Source organism: Pseudomonas sp. P4_B3 (genome assembly GCF_056402295.1).
The window spans coordinates 137,360-155,242 of the sequence record NZ_JBFUHR010000011.1; the positions used below are offsets into that span (position 1 = coordinate 137,360).

At 59.6% G+C, this 17,883-nt stretch carries 14 protein-coding genes and 2 tRNA genes; 12 read left to right on the forward strand and 4 right to left on the reverse strand.

Features of this window, described 5'->3' with window-relative positions:
• The first annotated feature begins 59 nt into the window (after positions 1–59).
• The 5 genes from hflK to AC1DWG_RS15020 all read left to right on the forward strand — a co-directional run bounded on the left by hflK (position 60) and on the right by AC1DWG_RS15020 (position 7,030).
• The gene (gene hflK / locus AC1DWG_RS15000) at positions 60–1,235 is read left to right on the forward strand and encodes an FtsH protease activity modulator HflK (RefSeq protein ID WP_477763664.1); all 1,176 of its coding nucleotides are present in this window, start codon (positions 60–62) and stop codon (positions 1,233–1,235) included.
• Positions 1,235–2,104 (forward strand): protease modulator HflC, encoded by an 870-nt coding sequence (gene hflC, locus AC1DWG_RS15005; protein WP_007973264.1) that lies wholly within the window; start codon positions 1,235–1,237, stop codon positions 2,102–2,104. The genes hflK and hflC overlap by 1 nt, the downstream gene beginning before the upstream one ends.
• Positions 2,105–2,414: 310 nt before the next feature.
• A complete protein-coding gene (locus tag AC1DWG_RS15010) occupies positions 2,415–3,602 on the forward strand; it encodes an ATP phosphoribosyltransferase regulatory subunit (protein ID WP_477753168.1) in 1,188 nt (395 codons plus the stop codon).
• A 54-nt stretch (positions 3,603–3,656) separates the two neighbouring features.
• Positions 3,657–4,946: an adenylosuccinate synthase gene (locus AC1DWG_RS15015; RefSeq protein WP_477753169.1), complete on the forward strand. Its 1,290-nt coding sequence runs from the start codon at positions 3,657–3,659 to the stop codon at positions 4,944–4,946.
• A gap of 149 nt (positions 4,947–5,095) precedes the next feature.
• Entirely contained in the window at positions 5,096–7,030 is a 1,935-nt protein-coding gene (locus AC1DWG_RS15020) for a methyl-accepting chemotaxis protein (protein ID WP_477763663.1), read from the forward strand.
• A 90-nt stretch (positions 7,031–7,120) separates the two neighbouring features.
• On the opposite strand, the gene AC1DWG_RS15025 is transcribed toward AC1DWG_RS15020, so the two are convergent.
• From AC1DWG_RS15025 to AC1DWG_RS15040, 4 genes are all read right to left on the reverse strand, one after another.
• Positions 7,121–8,677, reverse strand: coding sequence for an ABC transporter permease (locus tag AC1DWG_RS15025; protein WP_477763662.1), 1,557 nt, complete (start codon positions 8,675–8,677; stop codon positions 7,121–7,123).
• Positions 8,677–9,687: an extracellular solute-binding protein gene (locus AC1DWG_RS15030; protein ID WP_477763661.1), complete on the reverse strand. Its 1,011-nt coding sequence runs from the start codon at positions 9,685–9,687 to the stop codon at positions 8,677–8,679. Before AC1DWG_RS15030 ends, AC1DWG_RS15025 begins: the two co-directional genes overlap by 1 nt.
• Before the next feature lie 262 nt (positions 9,688–9,949).
• Positions 9,950–10,036: transfer RNA gene (locus AC1DWG_RS15035), tRNA-Leu, on the reverse strand.
• Between the two features lie 167 nt (positions 10,037–10,203).
• Positions 10,204–10,290: transfer RNA gene (locus tag AC1DWG_RS15040), tRNA-Leu, on the reverse strand.
• A gap of 224 nt (positions 10,291–10,514) precedes the next feature.
• Here AC1DWG_RS15040 and rnr point away from each other — a divergent pair.
• The 7 genes from rnr to dnaB all read left to right on the forward strand — a co-directional run bounded on the left by rnr (position 10,515) and on the right by dnaB (position 17,817).
• Entirely contained in the window at positions 10,515–13,151 is a 2,637-nt protein-coding gene (gene rnr, locus AC1DWG_RS15045; RefSeq protein WP_477753173.1) for a ribonuclease R, read from the forward strand.
• Positions 13,148–13,915, forward strand: a complete 768-nt coding sequence (gene rlmB, locus AC1DWG_RS15050; protein WP_110661045.1) for a 23S rRNA (guanosine(2251)-2'-O)-methyltransferase RlmB — start codon at positions 13,148–13,150, stop codon at positions 13,913–13,915. The genes rnr and rlmB overlap by 4 nt, the downstream gene beginning before the upstream one ends.
• 307 nt (positions 13,916–14,222) lie before the next feature.
• Positions 14,223–14,645, forward strand: a complete 423-nt coding sequence (rpsF, locus tag AC1DWG_RS15055; protein WP_008048087.1) for a 30S ribosomal protein S6 — start codon at positions 14,223–14,225, stop codon at positions 14,643–14,645.
• Between the two features lie 28 nt (positions 14,646–14,673).
• On the forward strand, positions 14,674–14,904 hold the full coding sequence (gene rpsR / locus AC1DWG_RS15060; protein WP_002551829.1) for a 30S ribosomal protein S18: 231 nt from the start codon (positions 14,674–14,676) through the stop codon (positions 14,902–14,904).
• A 36-nt stretch (positions 14,905–14,940) separates the two neighbouring features.
• Positions 14,941–15,834 (forward strand): YybS family protein, encoded by an 894-nt coding sequence (locus tag AC1DWG_RS15065; RefSeq protein WP_223462530.1) that lies wholly within the window; start codon positions 14,941–14,943, stop codon positions 15,832–15,834.
• A 19-nt stretch (positions 15,835–15,853) separates the two neighbouring features.
• Positions 15,854–16,300 carry a 50S ribosomal protein L9 gene (gene rplI, locus AC1DWG_RS15070; RefSeq protein WP_034149636.1) on the forward strand — a complete coding sequence of 149 codons (447 nt, stop codon included), beginning with the start codon at positions 15,854–15,856 and terminating at the stop codon, positions 16,298–16,300.
• Positions 16,301–16,422: 122 nt separating this feature from the next.
• Complete coding sequence (gene dnaB / locus AC1DWG_RS15075; protein ID WP_477753176.1) at positions 16,423–17,817, forward strand: replicative DNA helicase; 1,395 nt, start codon at positions 16,423–16,425, stop codon at positions 17,815–17,817.
• Positions 17,818–17,883: the final 66 nt, after the last annotated feature.

Sequence of the window (17,883 nt, forward strand, 5' to 3'; positions counted from 1 at the left end):
TCTGTAGCATTGGTCGGCGCGCCGTGGGTGCGTCTTTGCTTTATCAGATGGAGAGCGCTATGGCTTGGAATGAGCCGGGTGGCAACTCGAATAATCAGGATCCTTGGGGTGGCAAGCGTCGTAACAACGGCGACCGCAAGGGGCCACCGGATCTCGACGAGGCCTTCCGAAAGCTGCAGGAAAGCCTGAACGGTTTGTTCGGTGGCGGTAAGAAACGTGGTGGCGACGACGGCGGTGGTCCGGGCAAGAGTGGCGGCTTTGGCGGCCTGCTCGGTATCGGTCTGGTCGTGTTGGCCGCCGTTTGGCTGTACAGCGCGGTCTATGTTGTCGACGAGCAGGAGCAGGCAGTGGTGCTGCGCTTCGGCAAGTACTACGAAACCGTGGGTCCAGGCCTGAACATCTACTTCCCGCCGATCGACAGGAAGTACATGGAAAACGTCACGCGTGAGCGTGCCTACACCAAGCAGGGCCAGATGCTGACTGAAGACGAGAACATCGTCGAAGTGCCGCTGACCGTGCAGTACAAGATCAGCAACCTGCAGGACTTCGTGCTGAGCGTCGATCAGCCGGAAATCAGCCTGCAGCACGCGACCGACAGCGCCTTGCGCCATGTGGTGGGTTCCACCGCGATGGACCAGGTCCTGACCGAAGGTCGTGAGTTGATGGCCAGCGAGATCAAGGAGCGTCTGCAACGCTTCATGGACACCTACCGCACCGGTATCACCGTTACCCAGGTCAACGTTCAGAGCGCAGCGGCACCGCGCGAAGTCCAGGAAGCCTTCGATGACGTGATCCGTGCCCGGGAAGACGAGCAGCGTTCGCGCAACCAGGCCGAAACCTATGCCAACGGCGTCGTGCCGGAAGCCCGTGGTCAGGCCCAGCGCATCCTCGAGGATGCCAATGGTTACCGAGACGAAACCGTCTCGCGCGCCAAGGGTGAGGCCGATCGCTTCACCAAACTGGTCGCCGAGTACCGCAAGGCTCCTGAAGTCACCCGCCAGCGTCTGTACCTGGACACCATGCAGGAAGTCTTCAGCAACACCAGCAAGGTTCTCGTGACCGGCAACAAGAACGGCCAGAGCAACCTGTTGTACCTGCCGCTGGACAAAATGGTCGAAAGTGGTCGCAATACCAGCACTCCAATGAGCGGTGCGGCAGCCACCAGCAATGAAGCGAATACGCGTGCGGCAGCAGATCTGCAGCAACAGCAAGCACGTACCAGGGAGAGTCGCTGATGAGCAATAAATCGCTGATCGCCCTTATTGTCGGCGTCGTCGTGGCGATCGCTGCCTGGAACTGCTTCTACATCGTGGCTCAGACCGAGCGTGCGGTGTTGCTGCAGTTCGGTCGCGTGGTCCAGACCGATGTTCAGCCAGGCCTGCATGTGAAAGTGCCTTACGTTAACCAGGTGCGTAAATTCGACGCACGCCTGATGACGCTGGATGCACCGACACAACGCTTCCTGACGCTGGAAAAGAAAGCCGTGATGGTCGATGCCTACGCCAAGTGGCGCGTGAAGGACGCAGAGCGTTACTACACCGCGACTTCCGGCCTCAAGCAGATCGCCGACGAACGTCTGTCCCGTCGTCTGGAATCGGGCCTGCGTGACCAGTTCGGTAAGCGCACCTTGCACGAAGTGGTGTCGGGTGAGCGTGATGCGCTGATGGCGGATATCACGGCTTCGCTGAACAAGATGGCTGAAAAAGAACTGGGCATCGAAGTGGTCGATGTTCGGGTCAAGACCATCGACCTGCCGAAAGAAGTGAACCGCAGCGTGTTCGAACGTATGAGCACTGAGCGTGAGCGTGAAGCTCGTGAGCACCGCGCCAAGGGTAACGAGCTGGCCGAAGGCATTCGAGCCGACGCCGATCGTCAACGCCGCGTGCTGCTGGCTGAAGCCTATCGTGAATCCGAGGAGGTTCGTGGTGATGGTGATGCCCAGGCCGCTGCGATCTATTCCAAGGCCTACGGTCAGGATCAGGAGTTCTACGCGTTCTATCGTAGCCTGCGCGCCTACCGTGAAAGCTTCGCGAACAAATCCGACGTCATGGTCCTCGACCCAAGCAGCGACTTCTTCCACTACCTGGAAAAAGCCAAGCCTTGATACGACGTTGACCTGAATCCTCCCGCCGGGCGGCTAAAACCTCTGGCGGGGTGATCCTTTGGGAAAACGTGTGTATGATGCGGCAGCCGGGAAATTCCCGGCTTTTTTGCGTCTGCATGTTTGATTGCTGTTTTTAAGCAGATGCCGGGCCGATGGGCTCGACAGTTTTTCGAGGAAAGTGGTCAGCGAAGCCGGTAGAAGGGCTTTTCGCTCCGTCGCTCATGCGCGTGGTTTGCGCGCAAGCCGATCATTTTCTGCTTCACTCAAGGATCGCCGACAGGCTGGTCGCCCGGATATAGGGGAAGGCGTAATGGCAACGGTAGACCGCTGGCTTCTGCCAGATGGCATCGAAGAAGTACTGCCACCGGAAGCTGCGCGTATTGAAGTCGCGCGCCGTCAGGTGTTGGATCTGTTCCAGAGCTGGGGTTACGAGTTTGTCGTGACTCCCCATATCGAGTACCTGGAATCCCTGCTGACCGGCGCGGGCCAGGACCTGGATCTGCGCACCTTCAAGGTCATCGACCCGCAATCGGGCCGGCAGATGGGTTTCCGTGCCGACATCACGCCGCAAGTGGCGCGCATCGATGCGCATACCCTGCGTCGTGAAGGCCCAAGCCGCCTGTGCTATGCCGGTAGCGTTCTGCACGCTCAGCCTCGTGCCCTGTCGTCCTCGCGCAGCCCGATTCAGCTGGGTGCCGAGTTGTACGGCGATGGCAGCCCAAGCAGCGACGTCGAAGTCATCAGCCTGATGCTCGCCATGCTGCAACTGGCCGATGTGCCGGATGTGCACATGGACCTCGGCCATGTCGGTATCTACCGTGGCCTGGCCCGCGCTGCCGGTTTGTCCGGTGAAGTCGAGCAACAGTTGTTCGATGCTTTGCAACGCAAGGCCATCGATGAGGTCATTACCTTGACCGAGGGCTTGCCTGCCGATCTGTCGGGCATGCTGCGGGCGTTGGTCGATCTGTGTGGCAATCGTGAAGTGCTGGCTGCGGCCCGCGAGCGCCTGGCCAAGGCTCCGGCCCCTGTTCTGGCAGCGCTGGACGACTTGCTGGCGATTGCCGAACGGCTGTCCGTGCGTTTCCCTGAGCTGCCGCTGTATTTCGACCTGGGCGAGTTGCGCGGTTACCACTACCACACCGGTGTGGTGTTCGCCGTGTTCGTACCGGGTGTTGGCCAGTCCATTGCCCAGGGCGGTCGTTACGACGACATCGGCGCCGACTTCGGTCGCGCCCGTCCGGCGACCGGTTTTTCCACTGATTTGAAAACCCTGGTGACCCTGGGGCGTGCTGAGATCGAGCTACCGTCTGGCGGTATCTGGATGCCTGACAGTACGGATGCAGCACTCTGGCAGCAGGTTTGCCAGTTGCGCAGTGAGGGTCAGCGTGTCGTTCAGGCCTTGCCTGGGCAACCTTTGGCCGCCGCCCGTGAAGCGGACTGCGACCGGCAATTGATTCAGCAGAATGGGCTTTGGCAAGTTTCGCCACTGGCTTCTTGAGTTTTCCTGCCGGCCGCCGCCGGCACCAAGTTTGCGCGAATGAGGACAAGTGTTATGGGTAAGAATGTCGTAGTCCTGGGCACCCAATGGGGTGATGAGGGCAAAGGCAAGATCGTTGATCTGCTGACCGAACATGCTGCCGCCGTAGTGCGCTACCAGGGTGGCCACAACGCTGGTCACACTCTGGTGATCGATGGCGAAAAAACTGTCTTGCACCTGATCCCGTCGGGCGTGCTGCGCGAAGGTGTGCAGTGCCTGATCGGTAACGGCGTGGTGGTTGCACCTGACGCCCTGCTGCGCGAGATCACCAAGCTGGAAGAGAAAGGTGTGCCGGTGCGCGAGCGCCTGCGTATCAGCCCGTCCTGCCCGCTGATCCTGTCCTTCCACGTTGCGCTGGACCAGGCCCGTGAAAAGGCCCGTGGCGAGCTGAAGATCGGTACCACCGGTCGCGGCATCGGCCCGGCCTACGAAGACAAGGTTGCACGTCGTGGCCTGCGTGTGGGCGACCTGCTTAACATGCCGCGCTTTGAAGACAAGCTGCGTGAACTGGTGGATTACCACAACTTCATGCTGGTGGGTTACTACAAAGAGCCAGCCATCGAATTCGACAAGACCCTGGCCGAATGCAAAGAATACGCTGAGCTGCTCAAGCCGCTGATGCTGGACGTTACTGCCGAGCTGCACGACCTGCGTCGCGCAGGCAAAGACATCATGTTCGAAGGCGCCCAGGGTTCGTTGCTGGACATCGACCACGGCACCTACCCGTACGTGACCAGCTCCAACACCACCGCTGGCGGCGTTGCTACCGGTTCGGGTGTTGGCCCTATGTTCCTGGACTACATCCTGGGCATCACCAAGGCTTACACCACCCGTGTAGGTTCGGGTCCATTCCCGACTGAGCTGTTCGACGAAGTCGGTGCGCACCTGGCTAAACAAGGTCATGAGTTCGGCGCGACTACCGGCCGCGCTCGTCGTTGTGGCTGGTTCGACGCTGTTATCCTGCGTCGCGCTATCGATGTGAACAGCATCTCGGGCATCTGCCTGACCAAGCTGGATGTGCTCGACGGTCTGGAAACAATCAACATCTGCGTCGGCTACAAGGATGCGGAAGGTAATGGCGTTGCCCCGACTGACGCTGACAGCTACGTGGGCCTGCAGCCTGTGTACGAAGAAGTACCGGGCTGGACCGAGTCGACCGTGGGTGCCAAAACCCTGGAAGAGCTGCCAGCTAACGCCCGTGCTTACATCAAGCGCGTCGAAGAGCTGATCGGTGCGCCGATCGACATTATTTCGACGGGCCCGGACCGCAACGAAACCATCGTTCTGCGCCATCCGTTTGCTTGATAAGTCGTTGATGTAAAACACAAAGGCTCCTTAATCGGGGCCTTTGTCGTATTTGTCTGCAGGACGGCATGACCTTTGCTGTGAACATTAAAAAAGCATTGCTTCCGGCGTGCTATCAATTTAATGGCGCCAAAGCAGAGGGATTTCAAATGTCGGCCGTTCTCTCGTTGTTACAGAGCCGTTTGTTGCGGCCCGTGTTCGTTACCCTTGGTATCGCCCTTTTGGTGCAGGTGCTGGTAGCTGTTGCTCTGACCCGGAGCACGGTGACCGCGCTGGAAGCCGACTTGGGCCAGCGCCTGGGTGCGGACAGTCAAAAGCTTTCCGCTGAGCTTGAGCAGGCGGGGCGCGAAGTCACGTCGAGCCTCAACAGCCTCTCCACCAGTACGCGTCAGCGCCTGACAGCTGGTTTGTCCTCGCGACTGAAGGACGAACAGGCGCAGTTACGCTCAACGCTGGAAAAAGACCTGAAGGACTCCGCCAGCGACATGGCGCAGCTTCTGGCTTCCGTCGCGCCCCGCGCCATGTGGGACAACGACGTTCCGACACTTTCCGAGTTCGCCCGCCGGGCCCAACGCAATCCCAATGTGCTGTTCGTGGTGTATGACGACGCCACCGGCCAGCACCTGACGCGCTACCTCAACCGGGAAAACCCGATCAACAAGGCGCTGCTGGAAAAAGGCCAGGGCGAGCGTGCGCTGGACAAGGTGCTGGATGCGGCGAAGAGCGATCCTTCGGTCTTCTACGTCGAGGCTTCGATCAATCCCAATGGCGTGGAAATCGGCAAGGTCCTGATGGGGGTCTCGACTGCTTCGGTGGAGACTGATCTCGCGGCTCTCGACAAGCGCTTCTTGGCCCTGATCGCCAGCAGCGATCAGTTGGTGGGCGACAGTCTCAAAGGCGCGGCAGCCGACAGCGCGGCGGCCATGGGCTCGCGTCTGCAGTCAGCACAGTCCACGGCGGCTGAAATGAAAGCCAACACCACCAATACGGTGCAGGAAGCCGCTGCGACATTGCGCTGGCGCATCGGTGTGTGTCTGGCGGTGGTGGGTTTCGGTGTCCTGCTGTTGTTGGCGGTGGTGCTCGGTCGCCGAGTGGTCAATCGCCTGAAAATGCTGATCGTAGCCATGGATGACCTGGCGGCGGGCGAGGGCGATCTGACCAAGCGCGTGCAGATCAACAGCCAGGATGAAATCGGCGACATGGCCTCGGCGGTCAATCGCTTTGTGGACAAGTTGCAGCCGATCGTGCGCGAGGCGGGCGATGTGGCCCAGCGTACCGGCGTGGAAATTGGCGCCATGACCTTGCGCAACGCTGGTGCGGACGCGGCGGCTGGCATGCAGCGCGACGAGGTGGCGGAGAGTTTGCGCGCACTGTCGCAAATGGCTGATGAGGCGCAGTCGGAAAGCCACGCCATGCAGGCGGCGCTCAAGCAGGTCGTGGACATTCGCCAGGCCACCGATGAAAACACCCGCACCTCGACGAAAGTCGGCAGCCTGATCGAGGAGCTGGCGGGTCAGGTCAATATCGGCGCGCAAGTGATCGAGCGCCTGGCGCAGCAAAGTGAGCAGATTGAAGTGGTGCTGACGGTGATTCACGGCATCGCCGAGCAGACCAACCTGCTGGCGCTGAACGCGGCCATCGAAGCGGCGCGTGCCGGCGAGACGGGGCGCGGGTTTGCGGTGGTGGCCGATGAGGTGCGGGCGCTGGCGAGCAAGACGCAGAGCTCCACTGGCGATATCCAGGCGCACATCGTGGCGTTGCAGCAAGGTGCGCGTGAGGCGGTGGCGGCGATTGGTCAGGCCGGGCGCCAGGCCAGCGAGGGTTTGCTGGTGCTGCGTGATAGTGCGCGGTTGCAGCAGTCGGTGCAGGCATCGGTCGAGCAGGTCCATGCAGCGATCGGTCTGGCCACCCAGGCGGCGGCGCATCAGGCGCAGGGCGCGCAGGCAGTGCGGGGGCGGGTCCAGACCATTCACGCCCAGGCTGAGAAGGCAGCTCAAGCGGTTGTGGAAACCACGGCGAGCGGCAAGGTGCTGGATGGCTTGGCGGCGCAGTTGAAGGCGAGCCTGGGGCAGTTCAGGGCTTAAAAGATCAAAAGATCGCAGCCTTCGGCAGCTCCTACAGGGGGCTTTGCGTTTCTCTGTAGGAGCTGCCGAAGGCTGCGATCTTTTGCTTTGTCAGCGGCTCAGATACATCCGGGTCGTCAACAAATAGACCGGCAACCCCGACACCAGTATCAACAACGCCGCATAAGGCGCCGCCGCCGCAAACTCCACATTCGCGGTATGTGCCCAGACTTCCGTTGCCAGTGTATTCAGCCCGGTTGGACTCAACAGCAAGGTCGCCGTCAGCTCCTTCATCGCATCCAGGAACACCAGGGCAAAAGCCGCCCCCAGCGCCGGGAAAATAATCGGCAGTGTCACTCGGCAGAAGGCACTGAATGACGAAGCCCCCAGTGTGCGAGCGGCCTCCTCAAGTTGTGGTGCCGCCTTGTTCAGGGCGGTGCGGATCGGCGCCTGGGCCAGTGGCAGAAACAGCAGGGCATAGGCGATCAGCAGCAAGGCGGACGTCTGGTAAAGCATCGGCACGTAGTGCAGGGCGAAATACACCAGGGTCAGGGCAATGACCAGCCCCGGCAGGGCGTGCAGTAGATACGGCAGGCGCTCGGCCCAGATCGCCAGTTGACCTTTGTAGCGCACGACCAGCAGGCCGACCGGCACCGCCAGCACCAGGCACAGCGCAGCGCCGCCCAGCGACAGTGCGAGGGATGACAGCAATGCTTCGCCGATTGCCGCCACGGGAAAGGCTGCCGATGATCCCACTGCCAGCCAGTAGGCCAGCATGCCCAGCGGAATCCCGCTGCCAATGATTGCCAGCAGCAGGCAATAAAGCTGTCCCGCCACGGCCCAGGGGCCCAGTTGAACCTGTTCCGCGCGTCGCGCCGCACCTTGGCCGGTGCGCACGTGTCGACCCTTGCCGCGTACGCGCAGCTCCAGCCACAGCAGCGCCAGGCACAACATCAGCAGTACGGCGGAGAGCATCGCCGCGTTGGCGTTGCTGAACTCCAGTTCGAACTGCTGATAGATCGCGGTGGTGAAGGTTTGCAGGCCAATGATCGACAGCGCGCCGAATTCCACCAGCATGTGCAGGGCGATCAGCAACGAACCCGCCAGCAGCGAAGGCCAGAGCAGGGGCAGGGTGACCTTGAAAAATACGCCCCAACGATTCTGCCCCAGTGTGCGCGCGGACTCTTCGAGGGACGGGTCAAGGTTGCGCAGCGTTGCCGCCACGGGCAGGAAAATCAGCGGGTATTTGGACAGGCTCATCACGAGGATGGCCCCGCCAAGTCCCTCGAAATGAGCGCTGAGGGAAACCCAGGTGAAGCTGCTGACAAATGCCGGAACGGCGAACGGCAAGCAGAGGATCACGCCCCACAATCGTCGGCCCGGCAGATTACTGCGCTCCAGCAACCAGGCCAGCGACAGGCCGATTACTCCGCAAGCAGCGGTGACGCCAATCATCAATGCGAGTGTGTTGCGCAGCAAGCCGAACACATAAGGTCGCCATAGCAAATGCAGCGCTTCTGCCCAGCCTGCCTGCCAGGTTTTCAGGCCGACGTACAGCAGAGGCAGGAGGCTGAGCACCACCAACAGCAACACGGGCAGTATCAGCCAGATAGACGGCCGCTTGCGCCGTGGTGCGTACGCGTGATGCGCGGACAGTGAGGCACCCATCAATTCAGGCCAACGTCACGTTCCAGGTCCAGCGCTTCTTCGGCGTTGCCGAGGTCGGCAGGCGTGACTTTTGGTGCTTCCAGTTCGCTGAATGGCTTGAGCCCACGATCAGACTCCATGCCTTTGTGCAGCGGATATTCGGCGGTGGTCTGGGTGATCACGCGCTGGCCTTCCTCGCTGGCCATGTAGGCGAGCAATTGCTGGGCTTGTTTTGGATGTTTGCTGGATTTCAGGACGGCAGCGCTGGACACGGTGATCAGTCCACCGACATCGCCGCCGGTGAAGTAATGCAGTTTCGAGTCGAGTTGGCCTTTTTCACGCTGCAGGGCGAACCAGTAGTAGTTGTTGACCAGTACGGTGGCGACTTCGCCATTTTCCACCGCTTTCAATGCAACCATGTTGTTGCTGTAGGTCTTGCCGAATGCACGCAGGCCGGTCAGCCACTCTTCGGCTGCGTCCGTGCCGTGAACTTTGATGATCGCAACGGCCTGTTCCTGAAAGGCACCACTGGTGGGTACGAAGCCGACCTTGCCTTGCCATTTTGGATTGGAGAATTCCATCACCGACTTCGGCAGGTCTTTTTCATCGACCAGTTTCGGGTTGTAGGCCACAACGCGTACCCGGGCGGTCACGCCAATCCAGGTGCCATTGCCGGCGACGTATTCCTTGGGCAGAACGGCCAGCGTGGCGTCATCCGCCTTGGCCAGCAGGCCTTGTTCGCCAAGTTTGTTCAGTGGTGGCGATTCTTCGGTGTAGATCACGTCGGCGGGGGAGCGATCGCCTTCTTCGACGATCTGGCTGGCGAGCTGGTTGCTGCTGCCTTTGCGCACATTGACGTGGATGCCGGTCTTGGCTTCGAAGGCTTTGGCGACCGCGTCGCCGACTTCTTTGTGTTGACCGTTGTAGAGGGTCAGGGCAACCGGATCGGCGGCTTGGGTGAGGGGAGTGGCGAGCGCCAGGCCTAGCAGGGTAATGGTCAAGCCGCGGCGCAGGGTATTTCGAAACATCATTCGCAGGGTTCCTCACTGTCGCATTGCAAAAACTTGCAACAATGATAAACGATATTGTTTCTCAAATGCGCCTTGTGAGGTGAGCGATACTTTGGTAGGAGCTGCCGAAGGCTGCGATCTTTTGACTTTGGATTTTTAAGATCAACAGATCGCAGCCTTCGGCAGCTCCTACGGAGATTCGAGGATTTTTGTGGGCCAGAAACGCAAAAACCCGCTTTCGCGGGTTTCTGTGAAATTCAAGGCCGTGACCTTGAATTTGAATTGGTGCCCAGAAGAAGACTCGAACTTCCACGACCTTGCGGTCACCAGCACCTGAAGCTGGCGTGTCTACCAATTTCACCATCTGGGCATTCATCTTCAGCGTTGCCGCTGTTGATGTGACGTACTATACGGAGAGCACTTTGATCTGTAAACCCCTGATTTTAAAATTAATAAACCAGTGGCCCAGAATGCAAAAACCCGCTTTCGCGGGTTTTTGTGTGAGCCTTGAAATTCATCTAATCTCAAGCTCGAAAGTGGTGCCCAGAAGAAGACTCGAACTTCCACGACCTTGCGGTCACCAGCACCTGAAGCTGGCGTGTCTACCAATTTCACCATCTGGGCAGTATCGGCAACGTCTCCGTCGTCGATGGCGCGCACTATACGGAGCGTCTTTTTAACTGTAAACCCCCGACATCAAAAAAACCTGGAAAATTTCGCCAGCGGTCTTCAAAACAGCTTTGCGGTGTCGATACAGGGCTTTAGATGGGGCGTCTTAGCCTGAAATTTCCCGTTTCATTACGCCTATGCCAAACTAACCCGCATATAGACAAGGTGAAAACTCTCTAATGGCCGATTGGCAGTCCCTCGATCCCGAGGCCGCTCGTGAAGCGGAAAAATATGAAAACCCTATTCCTAGCCGTGAACTGATCCTTCAGCACCTTGCTGATCGAGGTTCGCCTGCTAACCGCGAGCAACTGGTCGAAGAGTTTGGTCTGACCACAGAAGACCAGATCGAAGCCCTGCGCCGCCGTCTGCGCGCCATGGAGCGCGATGCTCAACTCATCTATACCCGTCGCGGCACTTATGCGCCGGTGGACAAGCTCGACCTGATCCTGGGTCGCGTCAGCGGTCACCGTGATGGCTTCGGCTTCCTGGTGCCGGACGACGGCAGTGACGATCTGTTCATGAGCCCGGCGCAGATGCGCCTGGTGTTCGATGGTGACCGTGCGCTGGCCCGTGTATCTGGCCTTGACCGTCGTGGTCGCCGCGAAGGCATGATCGTCGAGGTGGTGTCCCGCGCTCACGAAACCATCGTCGGCCGCTATTTCGAAGAGGGTGGCATCGGTTTCGTGGTTGCCGACAATCCGAAGATCCAGCAGGAAGTGCTGGTGACGCCGGGTCGTAACGCCAACGCGCAGATCGGTCAGTTCGTCGAAGTGAAGATCACTCACTGGCCGACGCCACGCTTCCAGCCGCAAGGCGACGTGGTTGAAGTCGTGGGCAACTACATGGCGCCGGGCATGGAAATCGATGTCGCCCTGCGTACCTACGACATTCCTCACGTCTGGCCTGATGCCGTGCTCAAGGAAGCCGGCAAGCTCAAGCCGGAAGTCGAAGAGAAAGACAAAGAGAAACGCATCGACTTGCGTCATCTGCCGTTCGTCACCATCGACGGCGAAGATGCCCGCGACTTCGACGATGCGGTCTATTGCGAAGCCCGTCCGGGCAAGCTGCGCCTGTTCTCGGGCGGCTGGAAGTTGTACGTGGCGATTGCCGACGTATCCAGTTACGTGAAGCTCGGTTCGGCACTCGATGCCGAAGCGCAGGTTCGCGGCAACTCGGTGTACTTCCCCGAGCGCGTGATTCCGATGCTGCCTGAGCAGCTGTCCAACGGCTTGTGCTCGCTGAACCCGCAGGTCGACCGCCTGGCCATGGTTTGCGAGATGACCATCTCCAAATCCGGCGAAATGACCGACTACTGTTTCTACGAAGCGGTGATCCACTCCCATGCGCGCCTGACCTACAACAAGGTCAGTGCCATGCTCGAAACGCCGAAGGCGACCGAGGCGCGCAAGCTGCGCGGCGAATACACCGACGTGGTGCCGCACCTCAAGCAGCTGTACTCGCTGTACAAGGTGTTGCTGGCGGCTCGTCATGTGCGTGGCGCGATCGATTTCGAAACCCAGGAAACCCGGATCATCTTCGGCTCCGAGCGCAAGATCGCCGAAATCCGTCCGACAATCCGCAATGACGCGCACAAGCTGATCGAGGAATGCATGCTGGCGGCCAACGTGGCCACCGCCGAGTTCCTGAAGAAACACGAAATCCCTGCGTTGTACCGCGTTCACGACGGCCCGCCGCCGGAGCGCCTGGAAAAACTGCGCGCGTTCCTTGGCGAGCTCGGCCTGTCCCTGCACAAAGGCAAGGACGGCCCGTCACCGAAGGATTACCAGGCACTGCTGGCTGGTATCAAGGATCGTCCGGATTTCCACCTGATCCAGACCGTCATGCTGCGTTCGTTGAGCCAGGCGGTGTACAGCGCCGATAACCAGGGCCACTTCGGCCTGAATTATGAGGCTTACACCCACTTCACCTCGCCGATCCGCCGCTACCCGGACTTGCTCACACACCGGGCGATTCGCAGCGTGATCCATTCGAAGCAGAACACCCCGCACGTTCGCCGTGCCGGTGCGATGACCATTCCGAAAGCGCGCATCTATCCGTACGACGAGGCGGCCCTGGAGCAACTCGGCGAGCAGTGCTCGATGAGCGAGCGCCGTGCCGACGAAGCGACCCGCGATGTGGTGAACTGGCTCAAGTGCGAGTTCATGAAGGACCGCGTGGGCGAATCGTTCCCGGGTGTGATCACCGCCGTGACCGGTTTTGGTCTGTTCGTCGAACTGACCGATATCTACGTCGAAGGCCTGGTGCACGTCACCGCGCTGCCTGGCGATTACTACCACTTCGATCCTGTGCACCACCGCCTGGCCGGTGAGCGTACCGGTCGCAGCTTCCGCTTGGGCGACACTGTGGAAGTGCGGGTCATGCGCGTCGACCTCGACGAACGCAAGATCGACTTCGAGATGGCCGAAAAAACCATCAGCGCACCGATCGGCCGCAAAAAACGTGGCACGGAAGCGGCAGCACCTGCGGCCCTCTCTACAAAAACAGTCGCAGAACCGGCCCCGGCGAAAACCGGTCGTCGTCCTGCCAAGGAAAAGGCGGTCGAGGCCTATCGCCCGAGCGATGCAGCGGCGAAAAACGCTGAAGTGCGCAAGAGCCGTGAAATGAAGCAGGCGTTGCTCGCCGGCGCGAAAAGCGGCGGTAAAGCGGCGTCTACGGGAAAGACCGGACGGTCGGCGCCTGAAAAGGCTGCCGGCGGCAAGCCAGCCAAACCGAGCAAACATCGTAAAGGCCCGCCAAAAGCGGGCTCGGCTCCAGCCAAGAGTGGCGGGGCGCGTAAACCTAAGGCCAAGCCATGAGTCAGTTGGAAAAGATCTACGGCGTACATGCTGTAGAAGCGTTGTTGCGTCACCACCCGAAACGCGTGAAGCAGATCTGGTTGGCCGAAGGTCGCAATGACCCTCGGGTCCAGACACTGATCGAGCTGGCCAACGAAAACCGGGTCCAGGTCGGTCAGGCCGAGCGCCGCGAAATGGATGCCTGGGTTGAAGGCGTGCACCAGGGTGTGGTCGCGGACGTGAGTCCGAGCCAGGTCTGGGGCGAGGCGATGCTCGACGAATTGCTCGATCGCACCGACGGCGCGCCGTTGTTGCTGGTGCTCGACGGCGTGACCGATCCGCACAATCTCGGCGCCTGCCTGCGTTCGGCCGATGCGGCGGGCGCGCTGGCAGTGATCGTGCCGAAGGACAAGTCGGCGACCCTGACTCCGGTTGTACGAAAAATCGCCTGCGGTGCGGCGGAAGTGATTCCGCTGGTTGCCGTGACCAACCTGGCGCGCACCCTGGAAAAGCTCCAGCAGCGCGGCTTGTGGGTTGTCGGTACGGCCGGTGAGGCTGAGGTCAGCCTGTATGACCAGGATCTGACCGGCCCGACCATCCTGATCATGGGCGCCGAAGGCAAGGGCATGCGTCGCCTGACCCGCGAGCATTGCGACTACCTGGTGAACCTGCCGATGGCCGGTAGCGTCAGCAGTCTCAACGTTTCCGTAGCGACGGGTGTATGCCTGTTCGAAGCGCAGCGTCAGCGCAGTGTCAAAGCCAAGGCTGCCGTCAAAAAGCCCTAAGCTGAACGCACATCCAATGTAGGAGCTGGCTTGCCAGCGAAAGCGCAGCAACATTCAGCAACGATGCCGGATGGAATGCCGCTTTCGCGGGCAAGCCCGCTCCTACAGTGTTTTGTGGTGTGGCATGAGTTGGTGGTTGTTCAATTAATCACCAATTACCTTGCGCCTCCCTCGCCCCTTCTCTACAATTGCGCCCCTTGCTGTGATGGCAGGCACCAACGTGTCTAGCGTCCGCAAGTCCATAAGTGTCATTCACTCCTTGTCTGACCGCTTTTGAGCGGCAGGCTACAACCCGTAAGGAGCATTCATGCGTCATTACGAAATCATCTTTTTGGTCCACCCGGATCAAAGCGAGCAAGTCGGCGGCATGGTTGAGCGTTACACCAAGCTGATCGAAGAAGACGGCGGCAAAATCCACCGTCTGGAAGATTGGGGCCGTCGTCAACTGGCCTACGCAATCAACAATGTTCACAAGGCTCACTACGTGATGCTGAACGTTGAGTGCACTGGCAAGGCCCTGGCCGAGCTGGAAGACAACTTCCGCTACAACGATGCAGTGATCCGTAACCTGGTCATCCGTCGCGACGAAGCCGTTACCGGCCAGTCCGAGATGCTCAAGGCTGAAGAAAACCGCAGTGAGCGCCGTGAGCGTCGCGACCGTCCTGAGCACGAAGGCGCCGAAAGCGCTGATAGTGATGACAGCGACAACAGCGATAACGCTGACGAGTAATCCACGGACCTTTTAAGGAGCCAATTACATGGCACGTTTCTTCCGTCGTCGTAAATTCTGCCGCTTCACCGCTGAAGACGTGAAAGAGATCGATTACAAAGATCTCAACACTCTGAAAGCCTACGTATCCGAGACCGGCAAAATCGTTCCAAGCCGCATCACCGGTACCAAAGCTCGTTATCAGCGTCAGCTGGCCACCGCTATCAAGCGCGCCCGCTTCCTGGCCCTGCTGGCCTACACCGACAGCCACGGCCGCTGAGACCGGGCAGTCGACACGTAGCAAAGGATTGAATGCATGCGGGCCATAGCTGAGTTCATCATGCGCGGCCGTATGCAGGCCACTCTCGTAGTGGCTGGATGCGCGGCGATGCCGTTGTTGTATTGGTTGGGTGCTGCCGCCGGATGCCTTGTGCTCCTGCGGCGCGGATTGAGGGATGCCTTGGGCGTTCTTGCTCTGGGGCTGCTGCCGGCATTGGCCTGGTGGCTTTACTCCGACGACCCACGGGCACTTCTGGTGCTGCTGGGGTCTGCGAGCCTTGCGTTGGTTTTGCGCGCAAGCGAGTCCTGGAACCGCGTGCTGCTGGTCAGCATAGCGATGGGAGTGGTGTTTTCAGTGGTGTTGGGGACAGCTTTTGCTCCCCAGATCGAGATGCTGGCGCAGGCTTTGATCAAAGTCATGCCGTCGCTACTCGGCGATGTCTACCAGAAGTTGTCGGTAGACGAACAAGCGCGTTTCGCGTCCCTGATTGCACCGGTCCTGACCGGCCTGATTGCGGCGTTGTTGCAAATCGTCAGCTTGCTGAGCCTGCTTGTCGGGCGTTACTGGCAGGCGTTGTTGTACAACCCGGGCGGTTTTGGTCGCGAGTTTCGCGCCATCCGCTTCCCGCTGTTGCCGGCGATGTTGCTGCTGGCGTGCATGCTTCTGGGGCCGAACATCGGTCCGCAGATGGCCATGTTGACGCCGTTGTGCAGCGTACCGCTGGTGTTCGCCGGGCTGGCCCTGATTCACGGGCTGGTGGCGCAGAAGCGACTGGCCAGGTTCTGGCTGGTGGGGTTGTACGTGACGCTGTTGCTGTTCATGCAACTGATCTATCCGTTGCTGGTGGTCTTGGCCATCGTCGACAGCCTGATTGATTTTCGCGGTCGTTCGGCACCGAAAGATGCCGATAACGCGAACGGTGAAGGTTAAAAGTTAAGAGGATTTTCACATGCAACTGATCCTTCTGGAAAAAGTCACCAACCTGGGCAACCTGGGTGACAAAGTGAACGTTAAGGCTGGTTACGGTCGTAACTACCTGCTGCCTTACGGCAAAGCTACCGCTGCGACCCCAGCCAACCTGGCTGCGTTCGAAGAGCGTCGCGCTGAGCTGGAAAAAGCTGCAGCAGATCGTAAATCGTCGGCTGAAAGCCGCGCTGCCCAACTGGCCGAGCTGGAAGTGACCATCACTGCCACCGCTGGCGACGAAGGCAAGCTGTTCGGTTCGATCGGTACTCACGACATCGCTGACGCACTGACCGCCTCCGGCGTTGAAGTGCAGAAGAGCGAAGTTCGTCTGCCGAACGGCACCATCCGCAACGTAGGCGAATTCGACGTAGCCGTGCACCTGCACGCTGAAGTTGAAGCCACCGTACGCGTTGTCGTGGTAGCAGCTTAAGCAGCACTTGTCGGCTGGCACCCTCGGGTGCTTGTCGGTAACATCGGGCACGATCCTGTTTACAGGTCGTGCCCTTTGTCTTTCTGAAACCCCTGCTTTTTATCACCAAGAATCAAGTGGCCATGAACGATATCTCCGCTCCTGAGCAATACGATCTGCAAACCGCCGCGCTGAAAGTGCCGCCGCATTCCATCGAAGCCGAACAGGCTGTACTCGGTGGTCTGATGCTGGACAACAACGCCTGGGAGCGTGTGCTCGATCAAGTCTCCGACGGCGATTTCTATCGACATGACCACCGTCTGATCTTCCGCGCGATCGCCAAGCTGGCCGATCAGAACATGCCGATCGACGTCGTGACCCTGTCCGAACAACTGGACAAGGAAGGTCAGACTTCACAGGTCGGCGGTCTCGGTTACTTGGGCGAACTGGCGAAAAACACCCCGTCCGTCGCCAACATCAAGGCCTATGCACAGATTGTTCGCGCACGGGCTACCTTGCGGCAGTTGATCGGCATAGCCACGGAGATTGCCGACAGCGCCTTCAACCCGGAAGGTCGTACGGCTGAAGAGATTCTCGACGAAGCCGAACGGCAGATCTTCCAGATCGCCGAGGCCCGGCCAAAAACCGGCGGCCCGGTAGGTGTCAACGACCTCCTGACCAAGGCCATCGACCGCATCGACACCTTGTTCAATACTGACAACGCTATCACCGGGCTTTCTACTGGCTACACTGACCTCGACGAGAAAACCAGCGGCCTGCAACCTGCCGACTTGATCATCGTTGCCGGCCGTCCGTCCATGGGTAAAACCACCTTTGCGATGAACCTGGTGGAAAACGCCGTGTTGCGCAGCGACAAGTGCGTACTGGTTTACTCGCTCGAGATGCCAGGCGAGTCGCTGATCATGCGTATGTTGTCGTCCCTGGGGCGGATCGACCAGACCAAGGTTCGTTCCGGTCAGCTGGAGGACGATGATTGGCCGCGTCTGACCTCGGCGGTCAACCTGCTCAATGACCGCAAGCTGTTCATCGACGATACCGCCGGCATCAGCCCGTCGGAAATGCGCGCCCGAACCCGACGTCTGGTCCGTGAGCATGGCGATGTCGGCCTGATCATGATCGACTACCTGCAATTGATGCAGATTCCAGGTTCAGGCGGCGACAATCGGACCAACGAGATTTCCGAGATCTCCCGTTCCTTGAAGGCACTGGCCAAGGAATTCAATTGCCCGGTAGTGGCATTGTCCCAGCTCAACCGCTCCCTGGAGCAGCGACCGAACAAACGCCCGATCAACTCCGACTTGCGGGAATCCGGAGCGATCGAGCAGGATGCTGACGTGATTATGTTCGTGTACCGGGATGAGGTGTATCACCCGGAAACCGAGCATAAAGGCATCGCTGAAATCATCATCGGTAAACAGCGTAACGGCCCGATCGGTACGTCACGTCTGGCGTTCATCGGCAAGTACACCCGCTTCGAAAACCTGGCGCCGGGTAGTTACAACTTCGACGACGAGTAAGTTATTCGGTACACCAATTTCCGACCATGGCCATCGGAATTGGTCAAAATTTGTGCTATATTCCGC